Origin of the sequence: Mycobacterium hippophais, assembly GCF_027529605.1 — a bacterium.
GTDB classification, from domain to species: Bacteria; Actinomycetota; Actinomycetes; order Mycobacteriales; family Mycobacteriaceae; genus Mycobacterium; species Mycobacterium arseniciresistens.
The window spans coordinates 1-21,151 of the sequence record NZ_JAPZPY010000002.1; the positions used below are offsets into that span (position 1 = coordinate 1).

The window sequence follows — 21,151 nt, forward strand, 5'->3', positions numbered from 1 at the left end:
GGTGCCGGTGACCGAGTAGGTGCCCTGTCGGGGGCCCGGGGGCGTCGTGGTGGTGGGCGGAGGCGGCGGCGCCCCGCTGGGGGCCGGTGGCGGCGGCGGAGGCGGCGGCGCCTCGCTGGCGGGCGGCGGGGGCGGCGGCGGCTCGGTGACGGTGACGGTCTCCGGCGGCGGAGGCGGCGGCGGGGTGCTGCTCGGCGGCGGGGGCGGCGGCGGTGTCGTGGTGGTGATCTCGTCCTGCACGGCTGGAGCCGATGTGGTGGTGCTGGTGTCGGGCGAGGCGAGGTCGTCCGGGTCGTCGCTGGCGACCAGTACCGATACCGAGACCACGAGCGCGATGGCCGCGATGATGGCGGTGACGCCCACCACCCACGGCCAGCGCGGCGGCGAGGTCGCGACGGCCTGATCGACGGCGGGGTCGTAGCTGTCGTAGTCGTAGAGCGCGGCGTCAGCGGGCACATAGGGGCCACTGGTGAACTGTTCTGACTCCGGCGCGGAGTACGCCTGTGAGTAGACCTCGGTCGCACCGGTCGGAATGGGCACGTCGGCCGCCGCCCCGGAATCGATGCCGGGATCGGCCTTGGCGACCTCTTCGGTGTTCTCCTCGGGTGCGGAGTGCCTGCCGCGCTCCTGCTCCGGTTCTTCCGATCCCGGAGAGTCCGGCCCTGGGGGATTCGGCCCGCTCATCTACGCCTATCCTTCTCGACTGCATCACCGGCGCAGCCTCGTCTTGCCTCACGCGGCTGTCTTCGCCTCGGCAACACTAACGCAACCCCGTGGAGAGGACGGATGGCGCGGCGCGGGTCGGGGATGAAGTGACGCCCGGATTGTGACCTTGATCCCGGGCGGTGGCTCCGCACCTGCGGCCGGTCAGTGCTTCTCGGGGCCCCAGTGGTACTCGAAGACGAGTCCGGCGGCCGACACCAGCACGAAGATCACGCCGGCGACGAGCAGCCAGGGCAGCCACAGCGCGGTGCCTACGGCGGCCGTCGAGAACGACAGGGCGATCAGGATCGGCCACCAGCTGTGCGGAGCGTAGAAGCCGAGCTCGCCGGCGCCGTCGCTGATCTCGGCGTCTTCGTAGTCCTCGGGGCGGGTGTCGAGACGACGCGCCACGAATCGGAAGAAGGTGCCGGTGATCAGTGTCAGGCCCGTGGTCAGCACCAGCGCGGTGGTACCCGCCCACTCGACGCCGCCGTTGGCGAACATGGCGGTGAGCACGCCGTACACCACCGCGGACAGCGCGAAGAACGCGGTGAGGAACTCGAACAGCCTGGCTTCGATGTGCATGGGTTGTCCTACCTCGTCGCCTGGGGCGCCATCTGGCCGCGCCGGGACTCGAACGGCTTGGTGGTGACCGCGGTGGGCGCCTGGTTGATCGCCATGAGCGCCTCGGCGTTCGTCCGGCCCGCGCTGCGCTGCTGCAGGTAGGCCTTGAAGTCGTTGGGCTCGACGACCCGCACCTCGAAGTTCATCATCGAGTGGTAGGTGCCGCACATCTCGGTGCAGCGGCCGACGAACTCGCCCGTCTGCAGGATCTCGCTGATCTGGAACGTCTTGTCGGAGTTGTTGGCCTCCGGGTTGGGCATCACGTCGCGCTTGAACAGGAACTCCGGCACCCAGAAGCCGTGGATGACGTCGGCCGAGGCGATCTGGAACTCGATGCGCTTGCCCTTGGGCAGCACCAGGATCGGGATCTCCTCGGTGGTGCCGAGCGTCTCGACCTTGTCGTAGTTCAGGTAGGTGCGGTCCTCGGGGTTCTTGCCGGCGATCGCGCCTTGCTCGGGGCCGTGCGAGCCCTCTTCCCCGACCTCGCCGGCAGCGCCGGGCGCTGACGCCATGGCCTCTTTGCGTGCGGGGTCCGCGCCGTCGTAGGTGAAGGAGCCGTCGGTGAAGGCCACCTTCTGATAGCCGAACTTCCAGTTCCACTGGAAGGCCGTGACGTCGATGACGACCTCGGGATTGGGTTCCTCGTGCAACATCCGCTCCTGGACGACCACGGTGAAGTAGAACAGCACCGAGATGATGAGGAACGGCACCACGGTCAGCACCAGTTCCAGCGGCATGTTGTAGCCGAACTGACGGGGCAGTTCGGTGTCGGTGTCCTTCTTGCGGTGGAAGGCGCTGGCCCAGAAGATCAGCGCCCACACGATGACACCGACGACCAGCGAGGCGATCACCGAGCCGATCCACAGCTCACGGTTGACGTGGGCTTCGGGAGTGATGCCGTTCGGCCAGCCCAGACCGAGCACCTCAGACCAGCTGCAACCGGTCAGCATCAGCGATGTCGCACCCAGGATCAGTGCCAAAGCCGCTGTCCGTGCCACCACCTTCGGCCTGCGAGGTGTCACGTCGGCGCCTCCTAGAAGTCGATGAAGCCAGGCGAATACTACGCAGCGTAGACCACGCCCACCGGGGGAGGCGAAGCGACTCGGCAATGACGCATACTGGCGCGGTGTGCGGACTCCTGGCGCTGCTGTGTGACCCGTCTGAAGAGGTCTCCCCCGCACTGGTCGAGGCGGTGTCGGGGGCATCGCACCTCATGCGGCACCGCGGACCGGACGAGCCGGGAACATGGTCCGACCGCGACGTGGTGCTGGGGTTCAACCGGCTGTCCATCATCGACATCGCGCACAGCCACCAGCCGCTGCGCTGGGGGCCCGCCGAGTCGCCGGACCGCTACGTGCTGGTGTTCAACGGCGAGATCTACAACTACCTGGAGTTGCGTGAGGCGCTGCGGTCGGAGCACGGCGCGCAGTTCCACACCGACGGGGACGGCGAGGCCATCATCGCCGCCTACCACCACTGGGGCACGGCGGCGCTGTCCCGGCTGCGCGGCATGTTCGCCTTCGCGCTGTGGGACACCGTGGAGCGGGAGTTGCTCTGCGCCCGCGACCCGTTCGGCATCAAGCCGCTGTTCGTCGCCACCGGCCCCGGCGGTACCGCGGTCGCCAGCGAGAAGAAGTGCCTGACCGAGCTCGCCGAGCCGCTGGGCTTCGACATGTCGCTCGACGAACGGGCCGTCCAGCACTACACCGTGCTGCAGTACGTGCCCGAGCCCGAGACGCTGCACCGCGGGGTGCGCCGCCTGGAGTCCGGCAGCTACCTGCGCCTGCGGCCTGGCGGCACACCGGAGGTGTCGCGGTACTTCACGCCGCGGTTCGCCGCCGTGCCGTTCGCCGCCGGTTCCGGGCCAGGTGGTGAGCAGGCCCGCTACGACGAGATCACCGCGGTGCTCGAGGACTCGGTGGCGAAGCACATGCGCGCCGACGTGACCGTCGGGGCGTTCCTCTCGGGCGGTATCGACTCCACCGCCATCGCTGCGCTGGCCATGCGCCACAACCCCCGGCTGATCACGTTCACCACCGGGTTCGAGCGCGAAGGCTTCTCCGAGGTCGACGTGGCGGTCGCGTCGGCCGAGGCGATCGGCGCCCGGCACGTCACCAAGGTGGTCAGCCAGGCGGAGTTCGTCGAGGCGTTGCCCGAGATCGTCTGGTATCTCGACGAACCGGTGGCCGATCCCGCGCTGGTGCCGCTGTTCTTCATCGCGCGTGAGGCGCGCAAACACGTCAAGGTGGTGCTGTCCGGCGAGGGTGCCGACGAGTTGTTCGGCGGTTACACCATCTACCGGGAGCCGTTGTCACTCAAGCCTTTCAATTATCTGCCCCGGCCCGTGCGACGGTCGCTGGGCCGGGCTTCCCGGCCGCTGCCGGACGGGATGCGCGGCAAGAGCCTGCTGCACCGCGGTTCCCTCACCCTCGAGGAGCGCTACTACGGCAACGCCCGCAGCTTCTCCGACGCACAACTGCGCGCCGTGCTGCCGGGTTTCCGCCCGGAGTGGACCCACACCGATGTGACCGCGCCGATCTACGCCTCCTCGGCCGGCTGGGATCCGGTGGCCCGCATGCAGCACATCGACCTGTTCACCTGGCTGCGCGGCGACATCCTGGTCAAGGCCGACAAGATGACCATGGCCAACTCGCTCGAACTGCGGGTGCCGTTCCTCGACCCCGAGGTGTTCGCCGTCGCCGCGCGGCTGCCCCTCGACCAGAAGATCACCAGGGCGACCACGAAGTTCGCACTGCGCCGCGCATTGGAATCGGTGATCCCCCCGCACGTGCTGAACCGGCCGAAGCTCGGGTTCCCGGTGCCGATCCGGCACTGGCTGCGCGCCGGGGAACTGCTCGACTGGGCGTACGCGACGGTGGCGTCGTCACAGGCCGACGGCCTCGTCGACCTGGCGGCCGTTCGCCGGATGCTCGACGAACATCGCGACGGCACAACGGATCACAGCCGACGACTGTGGACGGTGCTGATCTTCATGCTGTGGCATGCGATCTTCGTCGAGGGCAGCGTCACCCCACGGATCAGTGAGCCGCACTACCCGGTGCAGCTCTAGCCGAGGTCAGCCGAGCGCCTCTTCAGGCTCTGTCGGCGCCGAGCGCCTCGGCGATCTCCGCACCGGCCTCCGCGCCGTATGCGTCCGCGAGGCGAGCGATGCCGGCGTCCTTGGCCCACGTCCACTCCTGCGGCCCTGGCGCCTCGAGCACCAGCGTGGCCACCAGCGAGGCCAGCTGCGCCGACCGCTCCAGGCTCAGGCCGGCGGACCGCCCGGTGAGGAAGCCGGCGCGGAACGCGTCGCCGATGCCGGTCGGGTCGTCCCGGTGCGTCTCGGGCACCACGTCGACGTGGATGAAGGTGCCGTCGCGCCCGACGATGTCGACGCCCTTCTCCCCCAGCGTGGTGATGCGCAGTTGGATCTGCTGCATCACCTCCGCCTCCGACCAGCCGGACTTCTGCAACAGCAGGTCCCACTCGTAGTCGTTGGTGAACAGGTAGGTCGCGCCGTCGATCAGCGCACGGATCTCGTCGCCCGACAGCCGGGCGAGCTGCTGGCTGGGGTCCGCGGCGAACGCCAGACCCAGCGTGCGGCACTCCTCGGTCAGCTGGAACATCGCCGCCGGGTCGTTGGCGCCGATGATGACCAGGTCGGGCGTGCCGGCCCGGGCCACCACGTCGGCGAGCTTGATGTTGCTCGACTCCGACATGGCGCCGGGGTAGAACGACGCCAGCTGCGCCATGTCCTCGTCGGTGGTGCAGACGAACCGCGCGGTGTACGCGGTCTCCGACACCAGCACGTTGTCACAGTTCACCCCGTGTGAGGTCAGCCAGTTGCGGTAGTCGTCGAAGTCCTTGCCCACGGCCCCGACCAGGGTCGGCGAACCGCCGAGCAGGCCCATCGCGTACGCCATGTTGCCCGCGACGCCTCCCCGGTGGATGACCAGGTCGTCGACCAGGAAGCTCAGCGAGACCTTCTGCAGGTGTTCGGCGAGCAGTTGCTCGGCGAACTTCCCCGGGAAGCGCATCAGATGGTCGGTCGCGATCGATCCCGTCACCGCAATGGTCACGAAGCGTCACCCTTCATTCGTTAACTTGGCTATCTAAGTCTAGCGAGCCGCTCGGCCCGGCTGGCACGCACCGAGGTGCGCTAACCTGCGTACCAGGTGCCCGCCCGGTCACTGTAGACAGGCAAGCCCATTCCACACCCCGGAGCGTCTCTTTTCATGGCTGGTCCCCACCAGTACCCGGAATCCTTTCCCCAGCACCACCAGGGTCCACACCCGCAGCAGCACCAGCATCCGTATCGGCCGGAGCCGCAGCAGGAGGCGCCCGCACTGCCGTATCCGGAGAATGTGCCGTCGGCCTATCCCGGCATGCTGCCCCCGCCGGTGCAGTACCCGAAGCGGCGGCGGCCGTGGCGGGCGGTGCTCGCCGCGGCGGTCGGCCTGCTGGTCGTGATCGCGGTGGTGATCGGTGTCGTGCTGGCCACCCGCGGTGGCGACGACGCCGACCAGGGCGCGCTGACCCCGGCGACCGCGCAGGCCGCCATCCAGGACTACCTCGATGCGCTCGCCGACGGTGACGACGAAACGGTCGCGCGCCACACCCTGTGCGGGCTGTTCGACGGCATCAAGCAAAAACGGAGTGACCTGGCGCTGGCCGGCCTGGCCGGCGACGCGTTCCGCAAGCAGTTCGACCGCGCCGAGGTGAGTTCGATCGACACCATCGTGCCGCTGTCGAACTACCAGGCGCAGGTGCTGTTCACGATGCGGGTGACGCCCGCGGGCGGGCCGCGGCGCGGCGGATCGCAGCAGGAGGAGGACGAACAGGCCGTCGCGCAGGTGCTCGAACGCGGCGACGACGTGTTCGTCTGCTCCTACCTGTTACGCAGTGGCGGGCAGTACTGACCCCGGTCGAGACCGGTCAGTTGAAGGAGTCACCGCACGCGCACGAACCCGTGGCGTTCGGATTGTCGATCGTGAAGCCCTGCTTCTCGATGGTGTCGACGAAGTCGATCTTGGCGCCCTGGATGTACGGGGCGCTCATCCGGTCCACCGTCAGCGACACGCCGCCGAAGTCGGTGGTCAGGTCTCCGTCGAGGGTCCGGTCGTCGAAGAACAGGTTGTAACGCAGGCCCGCGCAGCCACCCGGCTGCACCGCGATGCGCAGTGCCAGATCGTCGCGGCCCTCCTGGTCGAGCAGCGCCTTCGCCTTGGCGGCCGCGGCATCCGTCAGTACCGCACCGTGGGTTGCGGTGGCGGTCGCCGACTCGTCCTGAACAGTCATTGCTCTCCCTTTGCATCCCTGAGCGTGGTCTGTGGTGGTGTGCCCCGTCTGACGGAGGTCCACACAGTCAACGGTACCTTGTTCCGCCGCTATTCCCGACTTATCCCCAGGTCGTCGGGTCACCTTTGACAGGAAGTACCCTGGCAGGCGTGAAGCTGCTCGGCCGGAAGAAAGACACCGACGTCACCCCTGCGGTCTCCGAGGACGCCGGCACCCCGCCCGCCGACGGCGGCCTCTCTGACACCCAGCCCAGGACCACCGCGCCCAAGGGCAGGCCGACACCGAAGCGCGACGCCGGCAGGCGCCGCGGCCCGGTGGCCCCTGCCCCGCTGACCGCGGCTGAGGCTCGGCGCCGCCGCAAGGAGATGCGCGGCCCCAAGCTCAGCCGCGAGGAACGCAAGGTGGAGAAGGTGCAGCGGCGCTCGCAGATGTCCGAGCGGCGCGAGCGGATGATGGCCGGCGAGGACGCCTACCTGCTGCCCCGCGACAAGGGGCCGGTCCGCCGCTACGTGCGCGACGTCGTCGACGCCCGCCGCAACGTGCTCGGGTTGTTCATGCCCGCGGCGCTCGCGCTCATCTTCGTCATGCTCTCGATACCTGCTCCCTCGGTCCAGCAGGTCGTCTCCTACGTGATGATGGGGCTGGTGCTGGTGATGGTGCTCGACGGCGTTCTGCTGGGTCGCAAGGTCAACCGGCTGGCCGACGAGAAGTTCGCAGGCAACACCGAGACGGGCTGGAAGCTCGGGTTCTACGCGGCCAGCCGCGCCTCCCAGCTGCGCCGCATGCGCGCGCCCCGGCCGCAGGTCGCCCGCGGCGCCGACGTCGCCTGACCTGGACGCGGTGCGCATCCTGGTGCTCGGCGGTATCCGGTCGGGCAAGTCGCGCTGGGCCGAACGCGCCGTCGCCGCGGCCGCCGGGACCGCACCGGTCCGGTACGTCGCCACCGGCGCCCTGCCGACCGGACCCGACGACGCCGGCTGGACGCGTCGCGTCGCCGCACACCGCGACCGGCGGCCCGCGCACTGGTCCACCGTCGAGACCACCGATGTCGCAGCCGCGCTGCGGGCCGATGCGACGACCGCGACCCTGGTCGACGACATCGGTGGCTGGCTGACCGCCGTGATGGACCGCCGGGCCGCCTGGACGGGCGGCGAGGTCGGCGCCGACGTCAGTGATCTGCTGGCCGCGGTCGCGGCCGTCGACTCGCCGCTGGTGCTGGTCAGTCCGGAGGTCGGGCTGACCGTGGTGCCCGCCACCGAGGCCGGCCGCCGATTCGCGGACGAACTGGGTGAGCTGAACCAGCGGCTGGCCGACGAGTGCGACCGCGTGGTGCTGGTGGTCGCGGGTCAGCCCGTGCCGGTGAAGGACCCGTCGTGACGATGTTCGGCACCATCGACCCGCCGGATGCGGTGGCGGCCGCGGCGGCGCGCGACCGCGAGGACGTGCTGACCAAACCGCGCAACGCGCTGGGCCGCCTCGAGGACCTGGCGGTGTGGGTGGCCGCCTGCCAGGGGGTGTGCCCGCCGCGTCAGTTCGTCCGGCCGCGCATCGTGGTGTTCGCCGGCGACCACGGTGTGGCCGACGCCGGGGTGTCTGCCTACCCCGCAGAGGTGACCGCACAGATGGTGGCCAACATCGACGGCGGCGGCGCCGCGATCAACGCACTGGCCGACGTGGCCGGCGCCGGGCTGCGCGTCGTCGACATCGCCGTCGACGTGGACACCCCGCTGTCGCAGGCGGTCGGCGCCCACAAGGTCCGCAGGCGCAGCGGCAACATCGCCGTCGAGGACGCGCTGAGCGCCGAGGAGGTCACCGCGGCGCTCGAGGCGGGCCGTCGCATCGCCGACGAGGAGGTCGACGCCGGGGCGGACCTGCTGATCGCCGGCGACATGGGCATCGGGAACACTACGGCGGCAACGGTTCTGGTGGCCGCACTGACCGGGACCGAACCGGTCGCCGCCGTCGGCCGGGGCACCGGCATCGACGACGCGGGCTGGGCCCGCAAGACCGCGGCCGTCCGCGACGCGCTGTACCGCGCGCGCGACGTCACGAAGGATCCGTCGGCGCTGCTTCGCGTGTGCGGCGGCGCCGACATCGCGGCGATGGCGGCGTTCTGCGCCCAGGCCGCGGTCCGGCGTACTCCCCTGCTGCTCGACGGTGTCGTGGTGAGCGCCGCCGCCCTGGTCGCCGACCGGATGGCGCCCGGCGCCCGGCTGTGGTGGCAGGCCGGGCACCGGTCTCCGGAACCGGCGCATGCGCTGGCACTGGCCGATCTCGACCTCGAGCCGATACTGGACCTGCGGATGCGCCTCGGCGAGGGCACCGGCGCCGCCGTCGCACTGCCGGTGGTCAGGGCGGCCGTCGCCGCGCTGGCCGACATGGCGACGTTCGGCGAGGCCGGGATATCCAGCGACGCACCATGATTCGTGCGATCGCCGGCGCATTCGCATTCGGCACCGTGCTGCCGACACCGGCGCGGTGGACCGCGCCGCTCGGGCGCGGTGTGCTGACCGCGCTTCCGGTGGCCGGTCTGGCGCTCGGGGCGCTGGCCGCCGCGACGCTGGCGGCGGGGTCATGGGCGTTCGGTGACCACAGCCCGCTGGCCGGGGCGCTGACCGTGGCGGTGCTGCTGCTGGCGACGCGGGGGATGCACATCGACGGGCTGTCCGACACCGTCGACGCGCTGGGGTGCTACGGGCCGCCGGAACGCGCGCTGGCGGTGATGCGCGACGGTGCGGCGGGCCCGTTCGGCGCCGCGGCGGTGGTGGTCGCCGTTCTCGTGCAGGCGCTGGCCATCGCAGAGCCGGCCGCGGGCTGGCTGGCGGTGCTGACCGCGGTGACCGCCGGCCGGGTGGCGGCGGTGTTGGCCTGCCGGCGTGGCGTGCCCGCCGCCGAGGGCAGCGCACTGGGCGCTGCGGTGGCGGGCAGCCAGCCGGTGGCCGTGGTGGCGGCCTGGGTGATCGCCGTTGCGGCGCTGGCCGTGCCCGCCGGCGCCCAGCCGTGGCAGGGTCCGCTGGTGGTGCTGGTCGCATTCGCCGTCGCCGCCGTGCTGGTGCGGCACTGCGTGCGACGGTTCGGCGGCGTCACCGGCGACGTGCTCGGCGCGGTGGTCGAAGTCACCACTACGGTCGTCGCGGTCGGCCTGGCGGTCGGTTAGACGAGGCGCGTCATCCAGCCGTGGGTGTCGGCGAACTTGCCGCGCTGGATGCCGGTCAGGGTGTCGCGCAGCGCCATCGTGACCTCGCCGGGTTCGCCGTCGGCGATGACGAACTCGCCGTCTCCGTGCTTGACGTGGCTGACCGGGGTGATCACCGCCGCGGTGCCGCACGCGAACACCTCGGTGATCTCACCGGCGGCCGCCTTCTTCTGCCATTCGTCGACGTCGATCTTGCGTTCCTCGACTGCGAACCCGGCGTCGGTTGCCAACTGCAGCAACGAATTCCGGGTGATGCCCGGCAGCAGTGAGCCGCTCAGCTCGGGCGTCACCAGCCGTGCGGAGCCGCCGCTGCCGAACACGAAGAAGAGGTTCATGCCGCCCATCTCCTCGACGTAGCGGCGTTCGATCGCGTCCAGCCACACCACCTGGTCGCAGCCGTGGTCGGCGGCCTCGGCCTGCGCCAGCAGCGAGGCGGCGTAGTTGCCGCCGAACTTGGCCGCTCCGGTGCCACCGGGTGACGCCCGCACGTACTCGTGGGACAGCCACACGCTCACCGGCCTGATACCGCGGGGGAAGTACGCACCGGCGGGAGATCCGATCACCATGTAGCGGTATTCGGTGGCCGGTCGCACCCCGAGACCCGGTTCGGTGGCGAAGACGAACGGCCGCAGGTACAGCGACTCCTCACCACCCGCGCGGGGCACCCACGGCTCGTCGACGGCGATCAGCTGCCGCAGCGACTCGAGGAAGACCTCCTCGGGCAGCTCCGGGATGGCCAGCCGGCGCGCCGAGGACCGCAGCCGCGCCGCATTGGCGTCCGGACGGAACGACACCACGGAACCGTCGGCCCACCGGTAGGCCTTGAGGCCCTCGAAGATCTCCTGGGCGTAGTGCAGAACCACGGCCGACGGGTCGAGTTCGATGGGCCCGTAGGGCATCACCCGCGCGTTGTGCCAGCCCTGGCCCTCGACGTAGTCGATCGAGACCATGTGGTCGGTGTGGTACTTGCCGAACCCCGGGTTGGCCAGAATGCCGGCGCGTACCTCGTCGCTCGCCGGATCCGCGTTGCGATCGACGATGAACTCGAGGGGGCCGTCAGTCATCAGCCGATTGTATAACCGGACGCTACCGGGTTTTTGCCGCCACGAACGGCGGCTTGACCACCTCGCACTCGACCGGGCGGCCCCGCACGTCGACCGCGACGCGCTGCCCGTCGGCGACGTCGTGCGCCGTGTCGATGAGCGCCAGCGCGATGCCGGCTTTCAGTGTCGGAGAATAGGTTCCGGACGTGGTGACGCCCACCGGGGTGTCACCGTCGAGCACCGTGAGGTCCTGGCGCAGCACCCCGCGACCGATCGCCCGCAGCCCGCGCAGCAACCGTCGCGGCCCGGCTTCTTTCTCCGCCACCAGCGCGTCGCGGCCCCAGAACGCCTCTTTGCGCCACCCGACGGCCCAATTGCAGCGCGCCTGCAGGGGCGAGATGTCGAGCGACAGCTCGTGGCCGTGCAGCGGGTAGCCCATCTCGGTGCGCAGGGTGTCGCGGGCGCCGAGGCCGGCGAGCTGGCCGTCCGCCTCGGTCACCGCGTCGACCAGCGCGTCGAACACGGTCGCCGCGCCGTCCCACGGCGGTAGCAGCTCGTATCCCTGTTCGCCGGTGTAGCCGGTCCGGCACACCCGCACCGGGACGCCGTGGAAATCGGCGTCGGCGTATCCCATGTAATCCATGCCGGTCGGCAGGCCCAGCCCGTCGAGCACCTGCGCCGACTTCGGTCCCTGCACCGCGAGCACACCGAAGGACCGGTGCTCGTCGGTGATGGTGAGGCCGTCCGGGGCAGAAGCCTGCAGCGCCGCCACCACCGCGGCGGTGTTGGCGGCGTTGGGCACCAGGAAGATCTCGTCGTCGCTGACGTAATAGGCGATCAGATCGTCGATCACCCCGCCGGATTCGTTGCAGCACAACGTGTACTGCGCCTTACCCGGCCCGATCCGGTTGAGGTCGTTGGTGAGTGCGGAGTTGACGTACGCGGCGGCGCCCTGGCCGCGCACCAGGGCCTTGCCCAGGTGGCTGACGTCGAACAGTCCGACCGCGGTGCGTGTCGCGGTGTGCTCGCCGACGGTGCCGGCGTAGGAGACCGGCATCAGCCAGCCGCCGAACTCCGCGAAGTTCGCGCCGAGCTGCCGGTGACGGTCTTCGAGTGGGCCATGCAGGGTGTCGCTCACCCTTCACACCTTAGGGTGGACGCTCGTGAGCCCCGCGAACACCGGATACCAGTCCCCCGTCGTGACCGTCGCCTCCTCGCTTCCCCGCCGGGGGGTGGGCGAGACGGTGCTGATCGTGCCCGTCGTCAGCGGCGATGACGCACCGTCGGTGCTCGACGTGGGCTCGCATCTGGCTGCCGACGCCGTCGCCGGGATCGAGGCGGCGCTGCGTGCGGTCGGCGGCACCGGTGCCGAAGGTCAGACCCACCGCCTCGCCGTCCCGTCGCTGCCGGTGGCCAGCGTGCTGACGGTCGGACTCGGCAAGCCACGCGACGAGTGGCCGGCCGACACGATCCGGCGGGCCGCGGGTGTCGCGGCCAGGTCGCTGGACAAGGTGGCGGTCGTCGCGACCACGTTGTCGGCGGTCGACCTGGACGCCGCCGTGGAGGGCCTGGTCCTCGGCGCCTACCGGTTCGCGGGCATACGCAGCGAGAAGACCGCGCCCAAGGACGGTGGCCTGCGCGCGATCACGGTGCTGGCCGCCGACACCAAGGCCGCGACCAAGGCCGCCGCCGAGCGGGCGGCGGCGATCGCCACCGCGGTGGCCACCGCGCGCGACTTCGTCAACACCCCGCCCAGCCACCTGTTCCCCGACGAATTCGCCAAGCGGTCGAAGGCGCTGGGCGAGGCGGCCGGCCTGACCGTGGAGGTGCTCGACGACAAGGCGCTGACCAAGGCGGGCTACGGCGGCATCGTCGGCGTCGGCAAGGGTTCATCGCGCCCCCCGCGGCTGGTGCGGTTGAGCCATAAGGGCAGCGGCCGAAATCGCAAGAAGGTTGCGCTGGTCGGCAAGGGCATCACATTCGACACCGGCGGCATCTCGATCAAGCCTGCCGCCAACATGCACCACATGACCTCGGACATGGGCGGCGCGGCCGCGGTCATCGCGACCGTCGTGCTGGCCGCGCAGCAGAAGCTGCCCATCGACGTGATCGCGACGGTGCCGATGGCCGAGAACATGCCGTCGTCGACGGCGCAGCGGCCCGGTGACGTGCTGACCCAGTACGGCGGTATCACCGTCGAGGTGCTCAACACCGATGCCGAGGGCCGGCTGATCCTCGCCGACGCGATCGTGCGGGCCTGCGAGGACGGGCCGGACTACCTGATCGAGACGTCGACGCTGACCGGTGCGCAGACCGTCGCGCTCGGCGCGCGCACGCCGGGTGTGATGGGCAGCGACGAGTTCCGTGACCGGGTGGCGCGGCTGTCGCAGGGCGTCGGCGAGAACGGCTGGGCGATGCCGCTGCCCGAGGAGCTCAAGGACGACCTGAAGTCGGCGGTGGCCGACCTGGCCAACGTCAGCGGGTCGCGCTATGCGGGCATGCTCGTCGCCGGCACCTATCTGCGCGAGTTCGTGGCCGACGGCGTCGAGTGGGCGCACATCGACATCGCAGGCCCGGCGTACAACACCGGCGGGCCGTGGGGCTACACGGGCAAGGGCGGCACCGGCGTGCCGACGCGCACGCTGTTCGCGGTCCTGGAGGACATCGCGGCCAACGGCTAGAGCACCCGGCCGCGGGCGGTGCTGCGCAGCACCTGCGGCGCCACCCGCGACACCCCGTAGAGCAGATGGGCTTCCGGCGCGACGGGCCGCAGCGCCTTGTCCTTGCGCACGGCGGAGACGATCGCCTTGGCGACCTTGTCCGGACCGTAGCGCCGTAGCTGGAACGCCCGCTCGAGCTGGGCTCGGCGGCCCGCGACCTGCGTCGACTTGCCTTGCGGCGCAGCAAATCTCGTGGTGTGCACGATGTTGGTGTCGATGACGCCGGGGAAGATCGTGGTCAGCCCGACGCCGGCGTCGGCGAGCTCGGCGCGCAGGCAGTCGGAGAACATGTACACCGCCGCCTTGCTGGTGCAGTAGGCGTTGAGCGACTGCAGCGGCGCGTAGGCCGCCATCGACGAGACGTTGACAATGTGGCCGCCGGCGCCGCGCTCGACGAGCCGGGGCGCGAAGGCCCTGCAGCAGTTGACGACTCCGCCGAGATTGACGTCCAGCACGCGGCCCCACTCCTCGGCGGGCGTGTCGAGGAAGCGGCCGGCCTGGCCGATCCCGGCGTTGTTGACCACGACGTCGGGCACGCCGTGGGCTGCGGTCACCTCGTCGGCGAAACGTTCGACGGCCGCGGCGTCGGCGACGTCGAGCACGTAGGCGTGCGCCACCCCACCGAGTGCGGCCACCTTCGCCGCGGTGTCCTCGGCGCCGGCGGCATCGATGTCGCTGACGATGACCTCGGCGCCCTGCCGTGCGAACGCCAGGGCGGTCTCCCGTCCGATACCGCTACCGGCGCCGGTGACCGAGACCAACGTGTCGCCGAACGGTTCGCGCTGCCTGCCGACGGCTGCGCGCAGCAGCTCGCGGTCGGCGGGCGCGCCCTGGACGTGGCTGGCCAGCTGGCGCACGGCACGGGCCAGGAACTGCGGGTGCGACATCGGCGACCAGTGGCCGGCCTGCAGGTCACGGCGCCACAGCCGGGGCACCCATCGCGAGGTGTACCGGTAGGAGTGCGGGCGCACCCAGCGGTCGCGGGTGTTGACGATCAGCTGCACCGGCACGTCGACGTGGAAGTCGTGTCTGCCGCGCCGGACGGAGGGAAAGAAGTTGGCGCGGTACACCTTCAGCCCGTTCGCCGCGTCAGTGGTGAAGCTGTCGGCATGATGCAGCCGGTCGCCGCCGACGTGCGAGGCGATGGCCAGCCTGCGGATCGCGGCGGCCAGGAACAGCCGCATCGCAATCGGCGTCAGCAGCGGCACGGAGAACACCGCCATGTATGTCAGCCGCAGCGCCTGGTCGACGGCGCCGGCGAACATCCCGGGCCGGTAGGGGCGGACGAGCGCGTCGCGGAAGTAGCGCAGCAGGTGGTCGAGCGCGGGCCCGGACACCGACGTGAAGGAGGCGACGCGATCGCTCGCCTCGGGCCGCAGGAGGTACTCCCAGACACTCGTCGATCCCCAGTCGTGCGCGAGCACGTGCACGGTCTCGCCGGGTGCCAGCGCGTCGACGACGGCCGCGAAGTCCTCGGCGAAGTGCGCCATGGTGTACGCCTTCGCCGACTTCGGGGCCGACGATGCCCCGGCGCCGCGGCTGTCGTAGCGGATGATCCGGAAGTCGTCGCCCAGCTGCTCTGCCACGCCGTCCCACAGCACGTGGGTGTCCGGCCAGCCGTGGACCAGTACGACGGTCGGACCGTCGGGATTGCCTTCTTCGAAGACGGCCAGGCGGACGTCGTCAGTGCTGTCGACGAACCGCGCGTCGACGAACCGCGCGGCCGGGTCACGTTGGGCGCTCACCGGCCCCACCCTGCCACGGCGTCAGCGGTCGTCGAGCTCCTGGCGGGCCGCCCGCTTGCGTTCGATGCGCCGGCGCGCGTCGTAGTCACGCATCCGTTGCGGATAGCCGACCTTCTGGACGTCGTAGACCGGGATGTTCAGCCGCTCGCTCAGCCGGCGGGCGCCCGCGTCGCCGCCGGCACGGCGACGCGTCCACTCGCCGTCGGCGGCCACCAGCACCACGGTCACCTCGGTGACCGTGGTCTTCGGTTCGACGAACGCCTCAACGCCGGTGTGTTCGGCGACCCACTGCCGGAGGTACCTGAGGTCGGCGGCCGGGTCACGGCCGTCGCCGCGCGCCGAGCGGCGGCCGCGCAGTCTGCTGAAAAGTCCCACCCCGATCCTCCTTTCCTCCCCCGTTGTCCGCGCCCACACCGGGCTTTCGTTCCCTTTCGATAGTGCCAGAGCAACGAGTACCCGAGTCTGCGCCGAACGACAGGAGTGAACGTGGAAGGATGGGGAACGACATTCGCCTACCCCCTGCGACTGCTCGTGCGAAGGAGCCAACACCCATGGCCGTCACTGTTGAGATGCCCGCACTCGGTGAGAGCGTCACCGAGGGGACCGTCACCCGCTGGCTCAAACAAGAGGGTGACACCGTCGAACAGGACGAGCCGTTACTCGAGGTCTCCACCGACAAGGTGGACACGGAGATCCCGTCGCCTGCCGCGGGTGTGCTGAAGAAGATCGTCGCGCAGGAGGACGACACGGTCGAGGTCGGCGGCGAGCTCGCGGTGATCGGCGACGCCGATGACGGTGACGACGAGGGCGGGTCATCGGATTCCGGCGACGAGGATTCCGCCGACTCCGGCGACGATGAGCCGGCCGAAGAGGAAGAGCCGGCCGAGGAGCCTGAGGAGCAACCCGAGGAGTCGGCCGAGGAATCCGAGGATGAGGATTCCGGCGACTCGGAAGAGTCAGAGGAGGACGAGCCGGAACCCGAGTCGAAGCCGGCCGCCAAGTCGTCGAAGTCGTCCGGTTCGGCGACGCCGGTCGTCATGCCCGAACTCGGTGAGTCCGTCACCGAGGGCACCGTCACCCGGTGGCTCAAGAAGGTCGGCGACAGCGTCGAGGTCGACGAGCCGCTGCTCGAGGTCTCCACCGACAAGGTCGACACCGAGATCCCGTCGCCCGTGGCGGGCACGCTGGTGTCCATCACCGCCGAGGAGGACGACACCGTCGAGGTGGGTGGTGAGCTGGCGAAGATCGGCGACGCCGATGCCGAGGCGTCCGACGAGCCCGAACCGGAGCCAGAACCCGAGCCTGAGCCTGAGCCCGAAGAGAAGCCGGAGCCCAAGCAGGAGAAGAAGCCGGAACCCGAGCCTGAGCCGGAAGAGAAGCCCGAGCCCAAGCAGGAGAAGAAGCCGGAGCCCAAGCAGGACTCCAAGCAGGAGTCCAAGCCCGAGCCCAAGCAGGAGAAGAAGTCCGAGCCCGAGCAGGACGGCGAGGCGTCGTCGGACGGCGCGCCGTACGTCACCCCGCTGGTGCGCAAGCTTGCCTCGGAGAACGACGTCGACCTGTCGTCGGTCAAGGGCACCGGGGTGGGCGGCCGGATCCGCAAGCAGGACGTGCTCGCCGCCGCGGAGGCCAAGAAGGCGCCGAAGTCCGGCACCGAGGAGGCCGCCGAGGCGCCGTCCAAGGCACCGGCCGCGGCGATGGCAGGCGCCGACGCCAACGCCGCCGACGCGCCGCTGGCCCACCTGCGCGGCACCACGCAGAAGGCCACCCGGATCCGTCAGCTGACGGCCAAGAAGACGCGCGAATCCCTGCAGGCGACAGCGCAATTGACGCAGACCCACGAGGTCGACATGACCAGGATCGTGGCGCTGCGGGCGCGGGCGAAGAAGGACTTCGCCGAGCGTGAGGGCGTCAACCTCACGTACCTGCCGTTCATCGCCCGCGCGGTGATCGACGCGCTCAAGCAGCATCCGAACGTCAACGCCAGCTATAACGAGGACACCAAGGAGATCACCTACTACGACGCCGAGCACCTCGGCTTCGCGGTGGACACCGAGCAGGGCCTGCTGTCCCCGGTGGTCAAGAACGCCGGCGATCTGTCGCTGGCCGGGCTGGCCCGGGCGATCCACGACATCGCCGCACGCGCTCGCTCCGGTGACCTCAAGCCCGGGGATCTGTCCGGCGGCACGTTCACGATCACCAACATCGGCAGCCAGGGCGCGTTGTTCGACACCCCGATCCTGGTGCCGCCGCAGGCGGCGATGCTGGGCACCGGGGCTATCGTCAAGCGGCCGCGGGTGATCGTCGACGAGTTCGGCAACGAGTCGATCGGTGTGCGCTCGGTGAGCTACCTTCCGCTGACCTACGACCACCGGTTGATCGACGGTGCGGACGCCGGCCGGTTCCTGACCACCGTCAAGCGTCGCCTCGAGGACGGTGCGTTCGAGGCTGACCTCGGCCTCTAGAAGGGCAGCCAACCCCCAGTGTCGGACTCTGTCATCGCAATTGCGGGATCCTCAGGTCTGATCGGCTCGGCGCTGGTCTCGGCGCTGCGGGCCGCCGACCACCGGGTGATCCGGATCGTGCGGCGTGCGCCGTCGAACGCCGACGAGTTGTTCTGGAATCCCGACGCCGGCGAATTCGACGCCGGTGCGCTGCGCGGCGTGGACGCCGTGGTGAACCTGTGCGGTGTCGGCGTCGGCGACAAGCGGTGGTCGGGCGCGTTCAAGCAGAGCCTGCGCGACAGCCGCATCGCCCCCACCGATGTGCTGGCGGGTGCGGTCGTCGAGGCCGGGGTGCCGGTATTGGTCAACGCCAGCGCGGTCGGCTACTACGGCGACACCCGCGACCGCGTCGCCGACGAGTCCGCGCCCTCGGGTGAGGGGTTCCTGGCGCAGCTGTGCCGAGACTGGGAGGCGGCGACCGCGCCGGCGGCACAGGACGGTGCGCGCGTCGTGCTGGCCCGCACCGGCCTGGTGCTGGCGCCCTCGGGCGGCCTGTTCGGCCGGTTGCGCCCGCTGTTCTCACTCGGGGTCGGCGCGCGGCTGGGCAACGGGCGCCAGTACATGGCGTGGATCAGCCTCGAGGACGAGGTGCGAGCGCTGCTGTTCGCGATCTTCGACGGTCAGCTGTCCGGCCCGGTGAACATGGCGGGGCCGGCGCCGGTCACCAACGCCGAGTTCACCGCGGCGATGGGCCGGGCGGTCAACCGGCCGACGCCGCTGATGGTGCCGGGATTCGCGTTGCGGACCGTGTTCGGCGAGTTCGCCGACGAGGGTCTGCTCGCCGGCCAACGGGCGATCCCGGCCGCCCTCGAGCGGGCCGGATTCGTGTTCCACCACAACACCGTCGGTGAGGCGCTGGCCTACGCGACGCACAGCCGGGACGAGTAGCCGCCGCCGAGTACCTTGGTGCACATGGAGGCCTCCATCCGCTCGGGAGCCGCGCCGATCGACGTACGCCGGCTCGGCACCGTCGACTACCTCGACGCCTGGCAGCTGCAGCGCGATGCTGCCGAAGCGCGCATCGCCGGCGGGCCCGACACGCTGTTGCTGCTCGAGCATCCGCCGGTCTACACCGCGGGCAGGCGCACCGAACCGCACGAACGGCCGATGGACGGCACCCCGGTCATCGACACCGACCGCGGCGGCAAGATCACCTGGCACGGTCCCGGACAGTTGGTCGGGTATCCGATCGTCGGGCTGGCCGAGCCGTTGGACGTGGTGAACTTCGTCCGCCGCCTCGAGGAGGCGTTGATCGCCGTCTGCGCCGACCTCGGCCTGGCCACCACCCGGGTGCCGGGGCGGTCCGGGGTCTGGCTGCCGGCCGACGACGCCGGCATGCGGCCCGCCCGCAAGATCGGCGCGATCGGGATCCGGGTGGCACGCGCGACCACCCTGCACGGTTTCGCGCTGAACTGCGACTGCGATCTGACCGCCTACCGCAGCATCGTGCCCTGCGGGATCGCCGACGCCGGGGTGACGTCACTGACCGCCGAGCTGGGCCGACACGTCGGGGTCGACGACGTGATCGGGCCGGTGACCGCTGCGGTGTGCGACGCGCTGGACGGCAGGCTCGCGGTCGGTGCGGCAAGCGCACCGGGCGTAGCATCGATGCAGTGACGATCGCTCCCGACGGCCGCAAGCTCCTGCGTCTGGAAGTCCGCAACGCCCAGACGCCGATCGAACGCAAGCCCCCGTGGATCAAGACGCGCGCGAAGATGGGCCCGGAGTACAAGGAGCTCAAGAGCCTCGTCCGCCGCGAGGGCCTGCACACCGTCTGCGAAGAGGCCGGCTGCCCCAACATCTTCGAATGCTGGGAGGACCGCGAGGCCACCTTCCTGATCGGCGGCGAGCAGTGCACGCGGCGCTGCGACTTCTGCCAGATCGACACGGGTAAGCCCGCCGATCTCGACCGCGACGAACCCCGCCGCGTCGCCGAGAGCGTGCAGGCGATGGGCCTGCGGTACTCGACCGTCACCGGTGTGGCCCGCGACGACCTGCCCGACGGCGGCGCCTGGCTCTACGCCGAGACGGTCCGCCAGATCAAGCAGCTCAACCCCAACACCGGCGTCGAACTGCTGATCCCCGACTTCAACGGCGACCCCGAACAGCTCCGCGAGGTCTTCGAGTCGCGACCGGAGGTGTTGGCGCACAACGTCGAGACGGTGCCGCGCATCTTCAAGCGGATCCGTCCGGCGTTCCGCTACGACCGCAGCCTCGCTGTCCTGACGTCGGCCCGGGCGGCCGGCCTGGTCACCAAGAGCAACCTGATCCTCGGCATGGGCGAGACGCCCGAGGAGGTACGCACCGCACTGGTCGACCTGCACGAGGCGGGCTGCGACATCGTCACGATCACCCAGTACCTGCGGCCGTCGCTGCGCCACCATCCGGTCGAGCGCTGGGTCAGGCCCGAGGAGTTCGTCGAGCATCAGCAGTTCGCCGAGGGTGTCGGCTTCGCCGGGGTGCTGGCCGGCCCGCTGGTGCGGTCGTCGTATCGCGCCGGTCGGCTCTACACACAGGCGAAGAGCCTGCGGACGGCCGAATGCCCACCCGTATCCTGATGTGATGGCGAAATCGCGCGACACAGCCGCTACCAAGGCCGCCAAGGCGGAGGCGAAGGCAGCCCGCAAGGCCGCGTCCAAGCAGCGCCGCAGCCAGCTGTGGCAGGCGTTCCAGATCCAGCGCAAAGAGGACAAGCGGCTGCTGCCGTACATGATCGGTGCATTCGTGCTGATCGTGGCGGCGTCGGTGACGGTCGGCGTGCTCGTCGGCGGGTTCACCACCTACACGCTGATCCCGCTCGGTGTGCTGCTGGGCGCCCTGGTGGCGTTCATCATCTTCGGCCGTCGCGCGCAGAAGTCGGTGTACCGCAAGGCCGAGGGTCAGACGGGCGCGGCCGCGTGGGCGCTGGACAACCTGCGCGGCAAGTGGCGGGTGACGCCGGGCGTCGCGGCGACGGGCAACTTCGACGCCGTGCACCGGGTGATCGGCCGGCCGGGCGTGATCTTCGTCGCCGAGGGCTCGCCGGGCAGGCTCAAGCCGCTGCTGGCCCAGGAGAAGAAACGCACCGCCCGCCTGATCGGCGACACCCCAATCTACGACATCATCGTCGGCAACGGCGAGGGCGAAGTGCCGCTGTCCAAGCTGGAACGCCACTTGACCAAGCTGCCCGCCAACATCACCGTCAAGCAGATGGACTCGCTGGAATCCAAGCTGGCGGCTCTGGGCACCAAGATCGGACCGGCGGCCATGCCGAAGGGTCCGTTGCCCGCACAGGCGAAGATGCGCGGCGTGCAGCGCACCGTCCGCAGGCGCTAGCTAGCGG

General features: G+C 70.5%; 21 protein-coding genes. 12 read left to right on the forward strand and 9 right to left on the reverse strand.

Going from position 1 to position 21,151, the window contains the following annotated elements; genetic code table 11:
- The 3 genes from O6P37_RS05790 to ctaC form a co-directional block, all read right to left on the reverse strand.
- A partial coding sequence (locus O6P37_RS05790) for a hypothetical protein (RefSeq protein ID WP_269893185.1) occupies positions 1 to 684 on the reverse strand: 684 nt, incomplete at its 3' end.
- Between the two features lie 183 nt (positions 685 to 867).
- Entirely contained in the window at positions 868 to 1,287 is a 420-nt protein-coding gene (locus tag O6P37_RS05795) for a cytochrome c oxidase subunit 4 (RefSeq protein WP_264010580.1), read from the reverse strand.
- An 8-nt stretch (positions 1,288 to 1,295) separates the two neighbouring features.
- Positions 1,296 to 2,348 carry an aa3-type cytochrome oxidase subunit II gene (ctaC, locus tag O6P37_RS05800; protein ID WP_456299325.1) on the reverse strand — a complete coding sequence of 351 codons (1,053 nt, stop codon included), beginning with the start codon at positions 2,346 to 2,348 and terminating at the stop codon, positions 1,296 to 1,298.
- Positions 2,349 to 2,452: 104 nt separating this feature from the next.
- Between ctaC and asnB the strand changes: the two genes are divergently transcribed.
- Positions 2,453 to 4,396, forward strand: coding sequence for an asparagine synthase (glutamine-hydrolyzing) (gene asnB / locus O6P37_RS05805; protein WP_269893186.1), 1,944 nt, complete (start codon positions 2,453 to 2,455; stop codon positions 4,394 to 4,396).
- A 22-nt stretch (positions 4,397 to 4,418) separates the two neighbouring features.
- Here the strand turns inward: asnB and O6P37_RS05810 are convergent, their stop codons facing one another.
- Positions 4,419 to 5,405: a carbohydrate kinase family protein gene (locus O6P37_RS05810; protein WP_269893187.1), complete on the reverse strand. Its 987-nt coding sequence runs from the start codon at positions 5,403 to 5,405 to the stop codon at positions 4,419 to 4,421.
- Positions 5,406 to 5,561: 156 nt separating this feature from the next.
- On the opposite strand from O6P37_RS05810, the gene O6P37_RS05815 reads away from it, so the two are divergent.
- On the forward strand, positions 5,562 to 6,245 hold the full coding sequence (locus O6P37_RS05815) for an Rv0361 family membrane protein (RefSeq protein ID WP_269893188.1): 684 nt from the start codon (positions 5,562 to 5,564) through the stop codon (positions 6,243 to 6,245).
- A 16-nt stretch (positions 6,246 to 6,261) separates the two neighbouring features.
- Here the strand turns inward: O6P37_RS05815 and O6P37_RS05820 are convergent, their stop codons facing one another.
- Complete coding sequence (locus O6P37_RS05820; RefSeq protein ID WP_269893189.1) at positions 6,262 to 6,624, reverse strand: HesB/IscA family protein; 363 nt, start codon at positions 6,622 to 6,624, stop codon at positions 6,262 to 6,264.
- A 149-nt stretch (positions 6,625 to 6,773) separates the two neighbouring features.
- Here O6P37_RS05820 and O6P37_RS05825 point away from each other — a divergent pair, with 149 nt between their 5' ends.
- The 4 genes from O6P37_RS05825 to O6P37_RS05840 are packed head-to-tail and all read left to right on the forward strand — an operon-like array spanning position 6,774 to position 9,781.
- Entirely contained in the window at positions 6,774 to 7,454 is a 681-nt protein-coding gene (locus O6P37_RS05825; protein ID WP_269893190.1) for a DUF3043 domain-containing protein, read from the forward strand.
- 10 nt (positions 7,455 to 7,464) lie between these two features.
- Entirely contained in the window at positions 7,465 to 8,001 is a 537-nt protein-coding gene (locus O6P37_RS05830) for a bifunctional adenosylcobinamide kinase/adenosylcobinamide-phosphate guanylyltransferase (protein WP_269893191.1), read from the forward strand.
- A 2-nt stretch (positions 8,002 to 8,003) separates the two neighbouring features.
- Positions 8,004 to 9,047, forward strand: a complete 1,044-nt coding sequence (gene cobT, locus O6P37_RS05835) for a nicotinate-nucleotide--dimethylbenzimidazole phosphoribosyltransferase (protein ID WP_269893633.1) — start codon at positions 8,004 to 8,006, stop codon at positions 9,045 to 9,047.
- Positions 9,044 to 9,781 carry an adenosylcobinamide-GDP ribazoletransferase gene (locus O6P37_RS05840; RefSeq protein WP_269893192.1) on the forward strand — a complete coding sequence of 246 codons (738 nt, stop codon included), beginning with the start codon at positions 9,044 to 9,046 and terminating at the stop codon, positions 9,779 to 9,781. The genes cobT and O6P37_RS05840 overlap by 4 nt, the downstream gene beginning before the upstream one ends.
- On the opposite strand, the gene O6P37_RS05845 is transcribed toward O6P37_RS05840, so the two are convergent.
- Positions 9,778 to 10,884 carry a branched-chain amino acid aminotransferase gene (locus O6P37_RS05845; protein ID WP_269893193.1) on the reverse strand — a complete coding sequence of 369 codons (1,107 nt, stop codon included), beginning with the start codon at positions 10,882 to 10,884 and terminating at the stop codon, positions 9,778 to 9,780. The two genes, O6P37_RS05840 and O6P37_RS05845, sit on opposite strands and share 4 nt — an antisense overlap.
- Before the next feature lie 22 nt (positions 10,885 to 10,906).
- Positions 10,907 to 12,001 carry a glycine cleavage system aminomethyltransferase GcvT gene (gcvT, locus tag O6P37_RS05850; protein WP_269893194.1) on the reverse strand — a complete coding sequence of 365 codons (1,095 nt, stop codon included), beginning with the start codon at positions 11,999 to 12,001 and terminating at the stop codon, positions 10,907 to 10,909.
- A gap of 25 nt (positions 12,002 to 12,026) precedes the next feature.
- Between gcvT and O6P37_RS05855 the strand changes: the two genes are divergently transcribed.
- Entirely contained in the window at positions 12,027 to 13,544 is a 1,518-nt protein-coding gene (locus tag O6P37_RS05855; RefSeq protein ID WP_269893195.1) for a leucyl aminopeptidase, read from the forward strand.
- Here the strand turns inward: O6P37_RS05855 and O6P37_RS05860 are convergent.
- Together O6P37_RS05860 and O6P37_RS05865 are read right to left on the reverse strand one after the other, a co-directional pair.
- The gene (locus O6P37_RS05860) at positions 13,541 to 15,328 is read right to left on the reverse strand and encodes an SDR family oxidoreductase (protein WP_269893196.1); all 1,788 of its coding nucleotides are present in this window, start codon (positions 15,326 to 15,328) and stop codon (positions 13,541 to 13,543) included. The two genes, O6P37_RS05855 and O6P37_RS05860, sit on opposite strands and share 4 nt — an antisense overlap.
- Positions 15,329 to 15,349: 21 nt before the next feature.
- Positions 15,350 to 15,703, reverse strand: a complete 354-nt coding sequence (locus O6P37_RS05865) for an oxidoreductase (RefSeq protein ID WP_264015266.1) — start codon at positions 15,701 to 15,703, stop codon at positions 15,350 to 15,352.
- Positions 15,704 to 15,879: 176 nt separating this feature from the next.
- Here O6P37_RS05865 and sucB point away from each other — a divergent pair, with 176 nt between their 5' ends.
- Genes sucB through O6P37_RS05890 form a run of 5 tightly spaced genes read left to right on the forward strand, consistent with a single transcriptional unit; the run spans position 15,880 to position 21,144 of the window.
- Positions 15,880 to 17,790: a 2-oxoglutarate dehydrogenase, E2 component, dihydrolipoamide succinyltransferase gene (gene sucB / locus O6P37_RS05870; RefSeq protein ID WP_269893197.1), complete on the forward strand. Its 1,911-nt coding sequence runs from the start codon at positions 15,880 to 15,882 to the stop codon at positions 17,788 to 17,790.
- 18 nt (positions 17,791 to 17,808) lie between these two features.
- A complete protein-coding gene (locus O6P37_RS05875; protein WP_269893198.1) occupies positions 17,809 to 18,717 on the forward strand; it encodes a TIGR01777 family oxidoreductase in 909 nt (302 codons plus the stop codon).
- Positions 18,718 to 18,741: 24 nt separating this feature from the next.
- Positions 18,742 to 19,446, forward strand: a complete 705-nt coding sequence (gene lipB, locus O6P37_RS05880; RefSeq protein WP_269893199.1) for a lipoyl(octanoyl) transferase LipB — start codon at positions 18,742 to 18,744, stop codon at positions 19,444 to 19,446.
- Positions 19,443 to 20,387 carry a lipoyl synthase gene (lipA, locus tag O6P37_RS05885; RefSeq protein ID WP_269893200.1) on the forward strand — a complete coding sequence of 315 codons (945 nt, stop codon included), beginning with the start codon at positions 19,443 to 19,445 and terminating at the stop codon, positions 20,385 to 20,387. The genes lipB and lipA overlap by 4 nt, the downstream gene beginning before the upstream one ends.
- Positions 20,388 to 20,391: 4 nt before the next feature.
- On the forward strand, positions 20,392 to 21,144 hold the full coding sequence (locus O6P37_RS05890; RefSeq protein WP_264015271.1) for a DUF4191 domain-containing protein: 753 nt from the start codon (positions 20,392 to 20,394) through the stop codon (positions 21,142 to 21,144).
- The last annotated feature ends 7 nt before the right edge of the window (positions 21,145 to 21,151 follow it).

What these genes read in the sequence shown, in the direction of transcription:
- cobT (WP_269893633.1), top strand. Translation starts at nt 8,004, where the DNA reads ATGTTCGGCACCATCGACCCGCCGGATGCGGTGGCGGCCGCGGCGGCG.
- O6P37_RS05795 (WP_264010580.1), bottom strand. Translation starts at nt 1,287, where the DNA reads ATGCACATCGAAGCCAGGCTGTTCGAGTTCCTCACCGCGTTCTTCGCG.
- O6P37_RS05890 (WP_264015271.1), top strand. Translation starts at nt 20,392, where the DNA reads ATGGCGAAATCGCGCGACACAGCCGCTACCAAGGCCGCCAAGGCGGAG.
- O6P37_RS05845 (WP_269893193.1), bottom strand. Translation starts at nt 10,884, where the DNA reads ATGACTGACGGCCCCCTCGAGTTCATCGTCGATCGCAACGCGGATCCG.
- sucB (WP_269893197.1), top strand. Translation starts at nt 15,880, where the DNA reads ATGGCCGTCACTGTTGAGATGCCCGCACTCGGTGAGAGCGTCACCGAG.
- lipB (WP_269893199.1), top strand. Translation starts at nt 18,742, where the DNA reads ATGGAGGCCTCCATCCGCTCGGGAGCCGCGCCGATCGACGTACGCCGG.
- O6P37_RS05820 (WP_269893189.1), bottom strand. Translation starts at nt 6,624, where the DNA reads ATGACTGTTCAGGACGAGTCGGCGACCGCCACCGCAACCCACGGTGCG.
- O6P37_RS05840 (WP_269893192.1), top strand. Translation starts at nt 9,044, where the DNA reads ATGATTCGTGCGATCGCCGGCGCATTCGCATTCGGCACCGTGCTGCCG.
- O6P37_RS05815 (WP_269893188.1), top strand. Translation starts at nt 5,562, where the DNA reads ATGGCTGGTCCCCACCAGTACCCGGAATCCTTTCCCCAGCACCACCAG.